15 protein-coding genes are annotated in these 14,219 nt (G+C 60.6%); 6 read left to right on the top strand and 9 right to left on the bottom strand.

Annotated elements, in window-relative coordinates; translation table 11 throughout:
* Window positions 1-87: 87 nt before the first annotated feature.
* The 8 genes from ACZ5IL_RS10055 to ACZ5IL_RS10020 form a co-directional block, all read right to left on the bottom strand.
* Window positions 88-1,692: an NTP transferase domain-containing protein gene (locus ACZ5IL_RS10055; protein ID WP_464596643.1), complete on the bottom strand. Its 1,605-nt coding sequence runs from the start codon at window positions 1,690-1,692 to the stop codon at window positions 88-90.
* Window positions 1,689-2,381 (bottom strand): XdhC family protein, encoded by a 693-nt coding sequence (locus ACZ5IL_RS10050; RefSeq protein WP_464596641.1) that lies wholly within the window; start codon window positions 2,379-2,381, stop codon window positions 1,689-1,691. Before ACZ5IL_RS10050 ends, ACZ5IL_RS10055 begins: the two co-directional genes overlap by 4 nt.
* A 234-nt stretch (window positions 2,382-2,615) precedes the next feature.
* Complete coding sequence (locus ACZ5IL_RS10045) at window positions 2,616-2,939, bottom strand: XdhC family protein (protein WP_464596639.1); 324 nt, start codon at window positions 2,937-2,939, stop codon at window positions 2,616-2,618.
* A complete protein-coding gene (locus ACZ5IL_RS10040) occupies window positions 2,923-4,152 on the bottom strand; it encodes a vWA domain-containing protein (RefSeq protein WP_464596637.1) in 1,230 nt (409 codons plus the stop codon). The genes ACZ5IL_RS10045 and ACZ5IL_RS10040 overlap by 17 nt, the downstream gene beginning before the upstream one ends.
* 13 nt (window positions 4,153-4,165) lie before the next feature.
* On the bottom strand, window positions 4,166-5,071 hold the full coding sequence (locus ACZ5IL_RS10035; protein WP_464596636.1) for an AAA family ATPase: 906 nt from the start codon (window positions 5,069-5,071) through the stop codon (window positions 4,166-4,168).
* Between the two features lie 33 nt (window positions 5,072-5,104).
* Window positions 5,105-5,911, bottom strand: a complete 807-nt coding sequence (locus ACZ5IL_RS10030) for an FAD binding domain-containing protein (RefSeq protein ID WP_464596635.1) — start codon at window positions 5,909-5,911, stop codon at window positions 5,105-5,107.
* A 44-nt stretch (window positions 5,912-5,955) separates the two neighbouring features.
* A complete protein-coding gene (locus tag ACZ5IL_RS10025) occupies window positions 5,956-6,441 on the bottom strand; it encodes a (2Fe-2S)-binding protein (protein WP_464596634.1) in 486 nt (161 codons plus the stop codon).
* Between the two features lie 133 nt (window positions 6,442-6,574).
* Window positions 6,575-7,021 (bottom strand): CoxG family protein, encoded by a 447-nt coding sequence (locus ACZ5IL_RS10020; RefSeq protein ID WP_464596632.1) that lies wholly within the window; start codon window positions 7,019-7,021, stop codon window positions 6,575-6,577.
* Window positions 7,022-7,200: 179 nt separating this feature from the next.
* Here ACZ5IL_RS10020 and pcaD point away from each other — a divergent pair, with 179 nt between their 5' ends.
* Entirely contained in the window at window positions 7,201-7,983 is a 783-nt protein-coding gene (gene pcaD, locus ACZ5IL_RS10015) for a 3-oxoadipate enol-lactonase (RefSeq protein ID WP_464596630.1), read from the top strand.
* 54 nt (window positions 7,984-8,037) lie between these two features.
* Here pcaD and ACZ5IL_RS10010 read toward each other — a convergent pair whose 3' ends face one another.
* Window positions 8,038-8,565, bottom strand: coding sequence for a hypothetical protein (locus ACZ5IL_RS10010; RefSeq protein WP_464596887.1), 528 nt, complete (start codon window positions 8,563-8,565; stop codon window positions 8,038-8,040).
* Window positions 8,566-9,023: 458 nt separating this feature from the next.
* Between ACZ5IL_RS10010 and ACZ5IL_RS10005 the strand changes: the two genes are divergently transcribed.
* The 5 genes from ACZ5IL_RS10005 to ACZ5IL_RS09985 all read left to right on the top strand — a co-directional run bounded on the left by ACZ5IL_RS10005 (window position 9,024) and on the right by ACZ5IL_RS09985 (window position 14,201).
* Complete coding sequence (locus ACZ5IL_RS10005; RefSeq protein ID WP_464596629.1) at window positions 9,024-9,938, top strand: ABC transporter permease subunit; 915 nt, start codon at window positions 9,024-9,026, stop codon at window positions 9,936-9,938.
* A 70-nt stretch (window positions 9,939-10,008) separates the two neighbouring features.
* Window positions 10,009-11,334, top strand: a complete 1,326-nt coding sequence (locus tag ACZ5IL_RS10000) for an ABC transporter permease subunit (protein ID WP_464596627.1) — start codon at window positions 10,009-10,011, stop codon at window positions 11,332-11,334.
* On the top strand, window positions 11,331-12,167 hold the full coding sequence (locus tag ACZ5IL_RS09995; RefSeq protein WP_464596625.1) for an ABC transporter ATP-binding protein: 837 nt from the start codon (window positions 11,331-11,333) through the stop codon (window positions 12,165-12,167). The genes ACZ5IL_RS10000 and ACZ5IL_RS09995 overlap by 4 nt, the downstream gene beginning before the upstream one ends.
* A complete protein-coding gene (locus ACZ5IL_RS09990; protein ID WP_464596624.1) occupies window positions 12,164-12,907 on the top strand; it encodes an ABC transporter ATP-binding protein in 744 nt (247 codons plus the stop codon). Before ACZ5IL_RS09995 ends, ACZ5IL_RS09990 begins: the two co-directional genes overlap by 4 nt.
* A 178-nt stretch (window positions 12,908-13,085) precedes the next feature.
* On the top strand, window positions 13,086-14,201 hold the full coding sequence (locus ACZ5IL_RS09985) for a branched-chain amino acid ABC transporter substrate-binding protein (RefSeq protein WP_464596622.1): 1,116 nt from the start codon (window positions 13,086-13,088) through the stop codon (window positions 14,199-14,201).
* Window positions 14,202-14,219: the final 18 nt, after the last annotated feature.

The raw sequence follows: 14,219 nt of genomic DNA, 5'->3' as shown, positions 1-14,219 counted from the left end.
AATTCTCCGATGCAGGTCGTGGGCCTGACGTCACCCGTCAGCGCCCTCTCTGAAGTCCGGACAGCACGCCGGTCCAGGAGCTCATCGTCAGCCGCGTTGAACCGCCGCCAATGCTTGAGGCGTATCTATGTCGAAGAAGGCGCCGTGAGCATCGACTGAGACTTCCGCCACCGCCTCGGCGTGACGCGCGAGCAGATGGCACGCGCCGACGTCACCTTCGAGCGACATCAGCTCGCCGAAAAAGCGCCGCGACCACAAGACCGGATTGCCGCGCCTGCCGTCGCTGACAGGGACGGCTATTAGCATACCCCGATCCGGAGCAAACGCTGCGATCAGCCGATCGAGGAGTTGCGCATCGACCAGCGGCATGTCGCCGAGACAGATCAAGGCGCCGCCGGCCTCTTTAGGAACCGTGCTGATACCGGTTCTGACCGAGCCGGCAAGACCCGCAGAGAAATCCGGATTGTACACAAAGGTAACGTTGAGCCCCCGCAGTGCGCGCTCGACTTCCCTTGCTTCATGGCCGGTTACGACCGTAACGCTCGATGCTTTTGACGCCAGCACCTGCTCGGTCACGATACGGACCAGCGGCTTGCCGTTCAGCTCCGCCAAAAGCTTGTTGGGGCCGCCCATGCGGGTTGATCGCCCTGCGGCGAGGAGCACCGCTGCAATATTGCTGTTGGTGTCGGTCGCAGGCGAGATACGCGGTTGCGGTCGCGTCACGATTTCCATCAGCAGGCCGCCGACTCCCATGCCGGTCAGGTCACGTCGCGCGACCTTCAATCCGGCGAGCAGCCGCATCAGTACCCAATCGAACCCGTTCTCAACGGGAGACCGCGCGCAACCCGGGGCACCCAGCACCGGCACGCCACGCGCTTTTCCGATCAGAAGCAAGTTGCCCGGATCGACCGGCATACCAAAATGTTGGACCACGCCGCCCGCATCGGTGAGGGCCGCGGGAATGACATCGCGGCGATCCGCAATCGCGGATGCACCGAATACGATAACCAATTCGGCGCCGAGATCGAGTATCTCCGTGATCGCCGCCGACAATACGGTTTGGTCATGCGTCACGCGACGATCGGCGATGATCGTCGCACCCGCTGGCGCGATACGCTCGGCGGTGACGCGCAATGTCTTGTCGATCACCTTCGGCGCAAGGCCAGGGAGCATGGTCGAGACAATGCCAACACGCTTGATGCTGTAAGGCGCAACCCGCAACACACCACCGCCTGCCGCCGCAATCGCGGCATCCCGCAGCTTCGCTTCAACGCCGAACGGAATCAGCTTGACGGTGGCGATCATCTCGCCCTGGACTACCGGCTTGTAGGCCGAAAGCGTCGCAAAGGTGATCGCTTCGTCGACATTGTTGATGCGGTTGACGGCCACGCGATCGATCACCAGCACGCCAGCCCGCGACGCGAACAGATTAGCCCGGCCGGTAAACGCCCGTTCCACCGTGACACCATCGCCGGCAACCGCTTTCGCGACATCCGCCGCCGCCTCGTCCTCCGATACATCTCCCTCATCGAGGCGAACGACGACAACTTCCTTCACGCCCGCCCTGTTGAGCGCCTCGACCTCCACTGGCCCAATGATGGTGCCCTTCTTGAGTACAAACGTACCCTGCCGCAGGGTGTGAACAGTGACACCGCCGATGGCATCGTCCGGGGTAGCGGGACCAAATTTCATGCCGCGCTCGCTTTCGGTAGCCGTAGCTGCGCCGTGATTTCCGCCATGATGGCCACGGCGATCTCGGAGGGCGAAATCGCGCCGATCTCCAAGCCGATCGGCGCGTGAATGCGCTCGATGTCGGCACTAGAAATGTTTTGTGCTTTCAGGCGGAGGGCACGCTGAACGTGGGTCTTCCGCGAGCCCAATGCCCCGATATAGAAGCAATCGCACTTCAGCCCATGCAATAACGCAGGATCGTCGATCTTCGGATCGTGAGTTACAGCAACGAAGGCTGTATAATGATCCATCTTAAGTGGCGGCAGCGCAACGTCCGGCCATTCGGCGATCAGCGTCACGTCCGGAAACCGTTCAGGACTTGCAAATGCGGAGCGCGGATCGACCACGATGACATCATAGCCGAGCGAACGCGCCAGCGGCGCCAGCGCCTGACTGATGTGAACCGCGCCGACGATCACAAGCTTGGCGGTCGGCGCATAGACGTTCAGAAACAGCTTCCGGCCCGCGACTTCAATGGTGCCGCTCTTGCCCATACGCAGATGTCGTTCCAATTCGATATGCAAAGGATCGCTGGCAATGTCAGCGGTGTTTATAAGGCGCTGCTCGCCATTATCGATATCGGTCACCACGATCACCGGCCTCCGCGCGGCCCGCTCGATATTGATCGCTGAAAGTGTGGCAAGCTTCACGACAAACGCCTGAGACCGAGATCGTAAACATCCACAGCCCCCCGTTCGAACTCGGAAAACAGGGGTACTCTCGCACTACAAGACTAGTGGAGTGGATTTGACATTTGGTGCCCACCTCACGCGAGTCCACGAACCAAATGTTAGAATCGGACCACTAGTGCCCTTTCGATCGAAGTCCCCGGATGGGCCTCCCATCATATCCCATCATAACGAAAGAACTTTACACCAATGACACTAAACGACTTTCTCAACAAAGATGCGGATCCTGCCCCCGCATGACAGGCCGACAGTCCACGCGGTCTCATCCGCGACACCAAACTCCAGCATCCTGGGCGCCCCACTGGAGATCACGTCCAGCGCCTCGGTCACCACGGTGCCTTCGACGCAGCCGCCCGAGACCGAGCCCAGAAACGTGCCGTCTTCGTTGATGACGAGACTCGAACCGGCTGGACGCGGTGCGGAGCCCCAGGTTTCAACGACCGTTGCCAGCGCGACGCCCTTGCCCGCTTTCTTCCAGTTTTCCGCCGCCCTCAGAATGTCTTCATCGCGATCCAGCATGATGCCACTCGTTCAAGCTGCGGGGCGAAGGGGCCGCGACCGTTGGTCTCGACGCCCGGGAAAGCGCAGCAACCAGCCCCTCGATGGATGATAAACTATGCACCGGGCGAAATTCGTCAACGTGCGGCAGCATCATCTTAATTCCTTGCGCCTTGGGCTCAAAGCCGTCATAGCGCAATAGCGGGTTGAGCCAGATCAACCGACGGCAGGATCGGTGCAGCCGATCCATCTCGAACGCTAGTTTGGAGTCGGATTCCCGCTCCAGCCCGTCGGTGATCAGCAGTACAATGGCGCCCTGCGCCAGCACGCGCCGGCCCCACAGCTTGTTGAAGTTGTGCAGCGAGGTCGCGATCCGCGTTCCCCCCGCCCAGTCCTCCACCACCGAGGAACAAGCGGCCAGCGCCTCGTCGGGATCGCGCGCACGCAACGCGCGCGTCACATTAGTCAACCGCGTTCCGAACAGAAAGACCGAAACGCGCTTGCGCTCATTTATGAGACCATGGAGAAAATGCAAAAATAGTCGCGTATATTCGCTCATCGAGCCTGAGATATCGAGCAGGGCTACGATCGGCGCCGACTTGCCGGCCCTGCCGAGGCGATGAATATCGACGATCTCGCCCCCGGTGCGTAGGCCGCCGCGCAGCGTGCGGCGCAGATCCAGCGACGATCCTCGTGAATCGGGCCGGGTGCGTCGCGTGCGCAGCTTGGCTTGCGGCAGTTCCATCTTCGCGATCAGCTGCGTCACTTCGGCCATCTCGGCTGCGCTCATCTGGGCGAAATCCTTCCTTTGCAGCACCTCGCGGTCGGAGACGGAAGGCCCAATCTCCTGCTCCTGTTGGGCCCCGCGCTCGCTCGTGGTCTCAGGCCGCGACAATGCCTCGAGAACGCGCCGAGACGCAGACGACGGCGGTTTCCTGGCCTGGTCCGGCAGCGGGACCGAGTCCAGCATGTTGTTCCGTTGCTCCGCGATACGAAAAAAAAGCTCGAAGGCTTGGGCGAATATCAGCGCATGTTCGTGGCGAGTCAGCAAAACCGCCTGAAGCGTACTGAAAACGTCCGCGCGATTGCCGATGTCGATCAAGCGCAATGCGTTCAGCGCGTCGATGACGGCGGCCGAACCCACGGGAAGACCGGAGGCACGCAGCGTGCGGGCGAAGCCGATAACGTTGTCCGCAATACGGCCAGTCGGCGAATCGAGATGATGGATGGCCATGCGAATCCTGCTTTTATTGGTTGCTGGCGGCTTCCTTCAATAGGTTTTGCAAAGCGTCGCCCTGCATCCGGCCGATATCATCCTGATATTTCAAGAGCGCGCCGATGGTATCGCCGACAACCTGCGGCGTCAGCAAACGGGTATCGAGCTCGGTCAGCGCCGTCGCCCAGTCGATGGTCTCGGCGACGCCCGGATTCTTGTAGAAATCCCGGTTGCGCAGCGCCTGCACAAAGCCGACGACCTGTTGCGACAATGCGGCGGAAATACCTGCTACCCGTGACCGGACGATCGCAAGCTCGCGCTCGGCGGAAGGGTAGTCCACCCAGTGATAGAGACAGCGGCGCTTCAACGCATCATGAACTTCACGCGTCCTGTTCGAAGTCACGATAACGATCGGCGGTGTCACCGCCTTGACGGTGCCGGATTCGGGGATCGTCACCTGGAAATCACTGAGGATTTCCAGAAGAAAGGCTTCGAAAGCTTCGTCGGCGCGATCGAGTTCGTCGATCAGGAGCACCGGCGGGCCGCCGACATCCGGCTCCAGGGCCTGGAGCAACGGCCGTTTGATCAAGTATCTCTCGGCAAAGATGTCGCTGGAAAGCTGCTCGCGATCGGTATCACCCGCCGCTTCGGCCAGCCGAATTGCAATCATCTGAGCGTGGCTGTTCCACTCATAGACGGCGGAGGCAACATCCAATCCTTCGTAACATTGCAGCCGAATCAGCCTGCGGCCCAGTGCAGCAGATAGCACTTTCGCGATCTCGGTCTTGCCGACGCCTGCCTCGCCTTCGACAAACAGCGGCCGCGCCATGCGCAGCGAAAGAAACACGACAGTCGCCAGGGAACGCTCGGCGAAATAGCCATGCCTCGCCAGCAGAGCGAGCGTTGCATCGACGGAAGATGGCAGTACCGTCGTCATGAGATCTGGCCCAGCGCGGCGAGCATCCGCATGTCATGCCTTACCGTTCGCGCCATCGACTGCTCGCCGCGCAAGCACCCCGATCAGATGCGCGCGATATTCCGCGCTGCCGTGCAAGTCGCTGTTGAGGCCGTCGGAGGGAACGCACAGCCCTTCAAGCGATTTCGATGTGAAGCTTTTTTTCAGAGCTTCTTCGAACGCCGCCAAGCGGAACACGCCGTCGGCCCCGGCACCCGTAACAGCGACACGCACATCCGACGGCCGCCTGGCAACGAACACGCCCACCAGAGCGTAGCGAGAAGCCTGATTGCGAAATTTCTGATAGGCTGCCTTCGTCGGCAGCGGAAACATCACCTGGATGATGATCTCATCCGCATCCAGCGCGGTGGAGAACATTCCCTGGAAATAGTCATCTGATTTCAGACGGCGCTTATTAGTGACGATGGTGGCGCCGAGCGCCAGACAGGCTGCCGGATAATCCGCGGTGGGATCATTGTTGGCAAGCGAGCCCCCGATAGTACCCTTGTGGCGTACAGCGGGATCGCCGATCATCCCGGCGAGCTCGGCGAGCGCCGGGATAGCCTCGCCCACGATCGGCGAGTCGGCGACATCGGCGTGCTTCGCGGTCGCACCTATCACCAGCAGGCCCTCCCTCATCTCGATGCTATCAAGACCTTCGATATGCGTAAGATCGATCAGATGTGCGGGGCTTGCGAGCCGCTGCTTCATGACCGGCACCAGCGTGTGGCCGCCCGCGATCAACATGGCGTCCTCGCTCTCGGCCAGGAGGTTGACAGCCTGCTGCAAGGTCGCCGGTCGATGATACTTGAATTCGTACATCGCTCAGGTTCTCTGGTCTCGTCTCGCGGCGTGTAACTCCAAGCTCATGCGAGATCCGATTTGGCCATCGCCATCGCACCGGCCGCAATCGATGTGACGATATTCTGATAGCCGGTGCAGCGGCAGAGGTTGCCCTCCAGTTCCTCGCGAATGGTACGATCGTCAAGATCGTAACCCTTGCGGCGGACCATATCGATCGCGGTCATGATCATACCCGGTGTGCAGAAGCCGCATTGCAAGCCGTGATGCTCGCGAAACGCCTCCTGCATCGGATGCAGGGAGCCCCCGTCCGCTGCGAGACCTTCGATGGTCTTGATCTCGTGTCCATCGGCCATCACCGCCAGCGTAGTGCATGACTTCACCGCTTTCCCATCGAGATGCACAATGCAAGCGCCGCACTGCGAGGTATCGCATCCGACATGGGTGCCGGTGAGGTGCAGGTTCTCGCGCAGGAACTGCACCAGCAGCGTGCGGGGATCGATATCTGCAGTGGCCGGCCTGCCGTTCACGATCAGCGAAATCTTGGCCATTTGACACTCTCTACGGTCGCACGTCGGAAAGTCGTTCTTTACAATACACGATATGAGCCATGCCGAGAATGGGTTCATACACGGCAACGCCGGTCACGCCGAAGCGGATCATAGGCCCATCCCTGAACCGCCTTTATCCCTGAACGACTTCGGCGAGGTTCGCGAAGAATTGGTCGGCCAGCTTTTTGGCCGTACCGCCGATCAACCGCTGACCCAGTTGCGCCAGCTTGCCACCAGTCTGCGCCGCGGCTTCGTATTTCAGAAGTGTGCCGCCATTGTGATCGACCAGCACCACGGTTGCTTCACCCTTTGCAAATCCGGCGACGCCGCCCTCCCCCTCACCTGCAATCTTGTATCCGTTCGGCGGGTCGAGATCGCTAAGAGTCACCTTGCCCTTGAAGCGGGCGGATACCGGACCGATTTTCATCTTGGCGACAGCATGGAATTGGTTCGCGTCGGTCTTGATCAAGTCCTCGCAACCGGGAATGCAAGCTTTCAAGACCTCGGGATCGTTGAGCTTGGCCCATACACGATCGCGAGAGGCTGCGAGCTCGACTTCGCCGCTCATTGTCATCGCCATGAGCTTGCCTCCTTGATCGGCCGCCACACTGTTCGAAAGTGCTCACCCCTGACTTAGAGTACGACGGCCGCAAAAGAAAGAGGACAGCGGTGGAGAGCTCACGCATAAGCGTGGCGATTTTCGATGGTGAAACCGATCGCTCCCGACTAAAACGCTTGAGTCTGGCAGGAGAACCGACAATGCCCATGATCGATGCCGACGGCTGCCTGCTGAATGTTTCCGTCGACGGGCGCGACAGCGGCCCGACGCTGATGCTGTCGAACGCGCTCGGCTGCACGCTGCAGATGTGGGAGCCGCAGATGGCGACGCTGTCGAAGCTGTTCCGAGTCGTCCGCTATGACCGGCGCGGCCACGGCAAGTCCGGTGCGCCACCCGGCCCCTATTCGATGGAGCGCTTTGGCCGGGATGTGCTGGCAATTCTGGATGACCTCAACATCGCGAGAGCACACTGGTGCGGACTATCCATGGGCGGCATGGTCGGCCAATGGCTCGGAGCAAATGCGCCGGAGCGGTTCGACCGAATCATTCTCGCCAATACGAATTGCTACTATCCCGATCCGACCAATTGGCACACCCGCATCAATGCGGTGAAGGATGGCGGTCTCGCTGCAATCGCCGACACCGTAATCAGCGGCTGGCTGACCGCAAGCTTTCGCGAACGCGAACCCCAGGTCACGGCGAAAATTAAAGCCATGCTGAGCGCTTCTCCGGTGGAAGGTTACATCGCCTGCTGTCAGGCGTTGAGTACCCTGGATCAGCGCGCGTTGTTGCCGCGCATTAAAAGCCCTACGCTCGTCATCGCCGGACGGCACGACCTGTCGACGCCTGTCGCGGCCGGTGAATACATCCGTAGCCAGATTTCCTCCGCCAGCATGACCATCCTTGACGCCGCACATATCTCTAACGTCGAACAATCACACGCTTTCACAGAGGCAGTGGCCGGTTTCCTGATGCAGCAGTAGTCAAATGAACGCCCTGCAACCGATCACGCGGTCAAGGAAGCCAGCACGATCGTTTCAGGAACTGGCATTGGTTGAAGGATAGACTTCCGGCTGCGAAGGCCATTGCCTCACCGGCGGCGGATCGCGCTGGAACGGCGGCTCGGCCGCCATCAGGATGGCACCGCCAAGTAGCAATAGCAGTTCGGTCGCATGCAGGCGCACCGCGGCCATTTCGCCTACTCGTGACGCCATCACCATGCTGGCGAAGGCGATGAGGCTGCCGATGCCGAGCGCGAGCGCTAGTACCTCATCGAAGCTGCCTGACTTCCGGACCGAAGCGCGCGTGGTCATCACCAGGAACACCGCGAAGAACGCGACGACGGTCATCTTGCCGAGCGCCAGGAGCCAGGCCAAACGCACAAGGTCCATCGCCGCGAAATGGAGGTGGTCGCTGAGAAACAATGCGACCGACACATTGGCCAGGTCGTAAAGTCCGTGCACCGGCGACGCCACGATCTTGAAAGTGACGAAGGTCCAGGCAGGAATGAAATAGAGCGCCAGCAACGCTCCGTTGACGGTGCTGATGCGCCAGGAATTGGTCATGCGCCATCCCGCTAATCGCGTGGCCGCCGCGTCGGGAACCAGCGCGGCCTTGACGGTGATTAACGTCGGGTAAACCGAGCGGCGCAACGGAAACCCTTTGTTTACCTTAACAAGCCCGCCAGCCCTGTGGACAACGCCGACGCGAACGGAGGCACAATCCGGCCGCATCGATTGGATTTCGGGGGGGCTGGGAACTATGATTTGACGGCTTTCCAGCCGGCTTGCCCGCCAAATTGCCGTTAGACTGGCCTTTTTAACGCCCACCCCCGCGACGAGCTGCTTCCGCTGAGCGAGCGGCGCCGGAGAAATACACAGCCGCCGGCCCCGCTGAAATTGCCGCGGTTGCCGCCCTCGATTCCCACTGTTAGACATTGATTCAAGACGCGCCGGTCCGGCTGCCGGAGCCTAGCATCGCGTCTGAATATAGTCGCATTCGGATACGCAGATCACGGCAGCGCATGGACTATTTTGCCCAGCAACTCATCAATGGCGTCGTACTCGGCTCGATCTATGGGCTGATCGCGATCGGCTATACGATGGTTTACGGCATCGTCGGCATGATCAATTTCGCTCACGGCGACATCTTCATGATCGGCGGCTTCATCGCGATGATCACCTTCCTCATCCTGATATCGATGGGCCTCTCCGCCGTGCCGCTGATCCTGCTCGTTATGCTCCTCGTTTCAATGGCCGTTACTGCCGTGTATGGCTGGGTTGTCGAGCGCCTTGCCTATAGGCCCCTGCGTCAATCGTTTCGACTCGCGCCGCTCTTGTCGGCGATCGGCATGTCGTTCGTGCTTTTCAATTTTTCGCAAGTTTCGCAAGGCGCACAGGCTAAGCCCATCCCGCCGCTCATCACCGGCGGCTACACGCTTCACGATTCCGGAAATTTTGCGGTTCAACTATCCAACGTCCAGATCGTGGTGGTGGTTACCACCATCGTTCTGCTTGCGATCTTCAGTTTCATTGTGTCGCGCACGCGCTTCGGCCGCGATATGCGCGCGTGCGAACAGGATCAGACCATGGCGGCGCTGCTCGGCGTGAACGTCGATCGCACCATCTCAATGACCTTCGTGATCGGGGCGGCGCTCGCTGCCGTCGCCGGCATGATGTACTTGTTGTATTATGGTCTGGTTGATTTCTTCATGGGCTTCGTCGCCGGCATCAAGGCATTTACCGCCGCGGTTCTTGGCGGCATAGGTTCGCTTCCTGGCGCGATGCTCGGCGGTCTCGCGATCGGATTGATCGAGACCTTTTGGTCAGCTTACTTTTCGATCGAGTACAAGGATGTCGCCGCCTTCTCGATCCTGATCGTCGTCCTGATTTTCAGGCCGACCGGCCTGCTCGGCCGTCCCGAAGTCGAAAAAGTCTGACGGCCCGGACGTGTCAGCGCCCGCTCTGAGCCAACAAACCGCGGCGCGCGATCGTGGTGTCGTCTTCGTCATGAAGAAAGCGGTCGTGAGCGCGGTCCTGGCGCTGGTGCTGTTCTCGCTCATGATCGGCATTCGTACAGAATCCGGCTCCTCGGGACAGTTGACCTACTGGACCCGGTTCGGCGAACTCGCGACCACAGTCGGCGCGGTGTTCGTCGGCAGCATCATTGTCGAAACGCTAAGACACTGGATTGGACCCGCCGGCAGTGTCGAACTGCCAGCAACCGTGCGCCGTGTATTCTCGATGCTGGGTCGCCTGCTGACGCCCGCGCTTCTGATTTTCGCTTTGCTGGTGCCGGTCATCTTCTACAATCAGCGCTACCTGCTCGACCTTGGGATCCTCGTACTGACCTATGTGATGCTGGGCTGGGGCCTCAACATCGTGGTCGGTCTCGCCGGACTACTCGATCTCGGCTACGTCGCGTTCTATGCGGTCGGCGCCTATTCTTATGCGCTGCTGGCGCAAAGCGGCCTGCCGTTTCCATATTTCATGGAAACCTATCCCTATCTCGCGATCGATTTCCTGCAACTCGGCCCGTGGGCGTTCTGGGTGCTGTTTCCTGTCTCCGGCCTACTCGCCGCATTCTGGGGCATGCTGCTTGGCTTCCCGGTGTTGCGGCTTCGCGGCGACTATCTTGCGATCGTTACGCTGGCGTTCGGCGAGATCATCCGGCTTGTCATCCTCAACTGGCAGAAACTCACCGGCGGACCGAACGGGATCAGCGGCATCCCGCGGCCTACTGTGTTCGGCATTCCACTGACGCCGGGCGAAGATGGTTTCGCGGCGCTGATCGGCGTGCCGTTCTCGCCAACGCATCGCCTGGTTTTCCTGTTCTACCTTATCCTGGCGCTGGCACTGCTTACGAACTGGGTCACCATCCGCCTGCGACGGCTACCTATCGGTCGTGCCTGGGAAGCGATGCGCGAGGATGAGATCGCCTGTCGGGCGCTCGGCATCAACATCACCACGACGAAACTCTCGGCCTTCGCCATAGGCGCGATGTTCGGCGGCTTTGCGGGCGCGTTCTTCGCAACCCGCCAGGGTTTCATCAGTCCTGAGTCCTTTACCTTTCAGGAATCGGCACTGGTTCTCGCCATCGTCGTGCTCGGAGGTATGGGCTCGCAACTCGGCGTGGCGCTCGCCGCGATCGCAATGATCGGGGGATTTGAGTTGTTTCGCGGCCTTGACCAGTTTCGCATGCTGGTGTTCGGCGGAGTCATGGTGCTGTTGATGGTCTGGCGGCCGCGAGGTCTGGTCAGCCATCGCGCTCCAACCGTGTTCCTGCAAAAACGGACAGAGATATCGTCGTCGCTGGTGAAGGAAGGTCAGGGATGACGACGCCTGTTCCCATCCTCGCCGTCGATGGACTGATGATGCGCTTCGGAGGTATCCTTGCCATCAACGAACTGTCGTTCGCCGCGCAGCGCGGCCACATCACTGCGCTGATCGGACCGAACGGCGCCGGCAAGACCACGGTATTCAACTGCGTCACCGGATTCTATCGGCCCTCGCGAGGCACCATGCGCCTGGTGCACGACGACGGTGCGACCTTCCGGCTCGATCGCCTGCACAACTTTCGCATCTGCAAATATGCCAAGGTAACGCGCACCTTCCAGAACATCCGCTTGTTTCCCGGCATGACCGCGCTGGAAAACCTGATGGTCGCGCAGCACAATGCCCTGATGCGGGCGTCCGGCTTCGGTCTGCTTGGCCTGATCGGCGCTCCGTCGTTCCGGTCCGCGGAGAAGCAGGCGATCAATTCTGCTCGCGACTGGCTCGACCGCATTGGCCTGCTGCAACGCGCCGATGACGCCGCGGGCAATCTGCCCTATGGCGACCAGCGCCGTCTGGAGATCGCGCGCGCAATGTGCACGGGCCCTGCGCTGCTCTGCCTTGATGAGCCGGCCGCGGGGCTCAATGCCAACGAGAGTGCCAGTTTGAGCGAGCTCTTGCTATCGATCCGCAGCGACTTCGGTACTTCGATCCTTTTGATCGAGCACGACATGAGCGTGGTGATGGAAATCTCCGACCACATCGTTGTGCTCGACCACGGCGTCAAGATCGCCGACGGCACACCACGCGCGGTGCGCGACGATCCGAAGGTTGTCGCGGCCTATCTCGGCGCCGACGAGGATACGGCTACCGCGGTCATGGAGGGCGGCGTATGAGCGCCGACTCGACGCCCCTGCTCGCCATTCAAGGGCTTCACGCCGCCTATGGCAAGATCGAGGCACTGAAGGGCATCGATCTCAACATCAAGGCCGGCGAGATCGTCGCGTTGATCGGCGCCAACGGCGCAGGAAAATCGACTTTGATGATGACCATCTTCGGTCGCCCCCGCGCCCGCGCCGGCCAGATCCTGTTCGAAGGCCAGGACATCAGCTCCATGCCGACGCACGAGGTGGCCCGGTTGCGCATCGCGCAATCCCCGGAGGGACGGCGCATTTTTCCGCGCATGACAGTCGCGGAGAACCTGCAGATGGGCGCGGACGCCACGCCTGGCAGCAAGGCTGAGCGAGCTGCCAGCCAGGAGCGCGTGCTTAGATTGTTCCCGCGCTTGCAGGAGCGTATGTCGCAGCGGGGCGGCACGCTGTCCGGCGGAGAGCAACAGATGCTGGCAATCGGCCGCGCGCTGATGAGCCGACCTCGCCTGTTGTTGCTGGACGAGCCCTCACTTGGTCTTGCGCCGCTGATCACCCGGCAGATTTTCAGCGCTATCCATACGCTGAACCGCGAGGACCATCTCACAGTACTGATCGTCGAGCAGAACGCCAATCACGCCCTTCGCCTCGCCCATCGCGGCTATGTGATGGTCAACGGGTTGATCACGATGAGCGGCGCCGGCATGGAATTGCTGCAACGACCGGAAATACGCGCGGCCTATCTCGAAGGCGGCCGCCACGCCTGAGGTGAGCGCGAGTTTGCTGGGCGATGGCGCGCATGCCAAATCGCTCTTCTGACCGATGAGACCAAGTGGCGGTCACGGAGTGGCGCTCGAAATTTGTCCATGACACCGACCGCAAATCATCGGACAATGCCTGCACAATGGCAAACATGGCACCTGATCCGCCGCGAGGACTGCTCGAATGAAATCATTGAAGCTGATCGGTCTGACCCTTTTCGCCTCGCTGGCGCTTTCGGCCACGACCTTCGCCCAGGATATCACAGTGGCGGTGGCCGGCCCGATGACGGGCAGCGAGTCCGCCTTCGGCCGCCAGTTGCAGAACGGCGCCGAACAGTTCGTCGCCGATGCCAACGATGCGGGTGGCGTGCTCAACAAGAAGCTGAAGCTGTTCGTCAGTGACGATGCCTGCGAACCGAAGCAAGCGCGCTCCATCGCAGAAAGAATCGCAAGCCGGGGTATTCCGTTCGTCGCCGGGCATTTCTGCTCGTCGTCATCCATTCCGGCTTCCGAAGCTTACGCCGACGGCAATGTACTGCAGATCACGCCGGCCTCGACCAACCCGCTGTTCACGGAACGCAAGCTGTGGAACGTGCTGCGTGTCTGCGGCCGCGACGACCAGCAAGGCGTCGCCGCCGCTGAATACATCGTCGAAAACTTCAAAGGCAAGAACATCGCCATCCTTAACGACAAGACCACCTACGGCAAGGGCCTCGCCGACGAGACCAAGAAGGCGCTGAACAAGGCCGGATTTCAGGAGAAGATGTTCGAGTCCTACAATAAGGGCGACAAGGACTTTAACTCCATCGTCTCGCGGCTGAAGCGCGACAGCATCGATCTTGTGTTCGTCGGCGGCTATTATCAGGAGGCCGGACTAATCCTGCGCCAGATGCGTGATCAGGGCCTCAAGACCATCCTGATGGCGGGCGACGCCATGAACGACAAGAAGTTCGCATCCATTACCGGCCCTCTTGCCGAGGGCACTCTGTTCACCTTCGGCCCGGACCCGCGCAAGAAGCCGACAGCCAAGGCGATCGTCGAGAAATTCAAGGCCAAGGGCGTCGATCCGGAAGGTTACACGCTCTACACCTATGCGGCGATGCAGGTGTGGGCACAGGGCGCTGCCAAAGCGGGCACGACGGATCCTATGAAGGTGATGAAAGTCATCAAGGCAGGCGCGTGGGATACCATTCTCGGCAAGCTAGAATTCGATGCGAAGGGCGACATCAAGCAGATGGGCTATGTCATCTACAAATGGGATGACAAGGGCAACTATGCCGAGATCGACCCCGCCATCTGAGCCGCGACATTCATCTCA

The sequence above is a fragment of the Nitrobacter sp. CN101 genome (assembly GCF_055390255.1).
Note: the sequence above shows the minus strand (reverse complement) of the source record. Positions and strands in the feature narration are given on the sequence as shown.

Excerpts from the sequence above, each read along its gene's own strand:
- ACZ5IL_RS10055 (WP_464596643.1), bottom strand. The coding sequence starts at position 1,692 with ATGAAATTTGGTCCCGCTACCCCGGACGATGCCATCGGCGGTGTCACT.
- ACZ5IL_RS10035 (WP_464596636.1), bottom strand. The coding sequence starts at position 5,071 with ATGACGACGGTACTGCCATCTTCCGTCGATGCAACGCTCGCTCTGCTG.
- ACZ5IL_RS09995 (WP_464596625.1), top strand. The coding sequence starts at position 11,331 with ATGACGACGCCTGTTCCCATCCTCGCCGTCGATGGACTGATGATGCGC.
- ACZ5IL_RS10025 (WP_464596634.1), bottom strand. The coding sequence starts at position 6,441 with ATGGCCAAGATTTCGCTGATCGTGAACGGCAGGCCGGCCACTGCAGAT.
- ACZ5IL_RS10030 (WP_464596635.1), bottom strand. The coding sequence starts at position 5,911 with ATGTACGAATTCAAGTATCATCGACCGGCGACCTTGCAGCAGGCTGTC.
- ACZ5IL_RS10010 (WP_464596887.1), bottom strand. The coding sequence starts at position 8,565 with ATGACCAATTCCTGGCGCATCAGCACCGTCAACGGAGCGTTGCTGGCG.
- ACZ5IL_RS10045 (WP_464596639.1), bottom strand. The coding sequence starts at position 2,939 with ATGCTGGATCGCGATGAAGACATTCTGAGGGCGGCGGAAAACTGGAAG.
- ACZ5IL_RS10020 (WP_464596632.1), bottom strand. The coding sequence starts at position 7,021 with ATGGCGATGACAATGAGCGGCGAAGTCGAGCTCGCAGCCTCTCGCGAT.
- ACZ5IL_RS10005 (WP_464596629.1), top strand. The coding sequence starts at position 9,024 with ATGGACTATTTTGCCCAGCAACTCATCAATGGCGTCGTACTCGGCTCG.
- ACZ5IL_RS09990 (WP_464596624.1), top strand. The coding sequence starts at position 12,164 with ATGAGCGCCGACTCGACGCCCCTGCTCGCCATTCAAGGGCTTCACGCC.
- ACZ5IL_RS10000 (WP_464596627.1), top strand. The coding sequence starts at position 10,009 with ATGAAGAAAGCGGTCGTGAGCGCGGTCCTGGCGCTGGTGCTGTTCTCG.
- pcaD (WP_464596630.1), top strand. The coding sequence starts at position 7,201 with ATGCCCATGATCGATGCCGACGGCTGCCTGCTGAATGTTTCCGTCGAC.
- ACZ5IL_RS09985 (WP_464596622.1), top strand. The coding sequence starts at position 13,086 with ATGAAATCATTGAAGCTGATCGGTCTGACCCTTTTCGCCTCGCTGGCG.
- ACZ5IL_RS10040 (WP_464596637.1), bottom strand. The coding sequence starts at position 4,152 with ATGGCCATCCATCATCTCGATTCGCCGACTGGCCGTATTGCGGACAAC.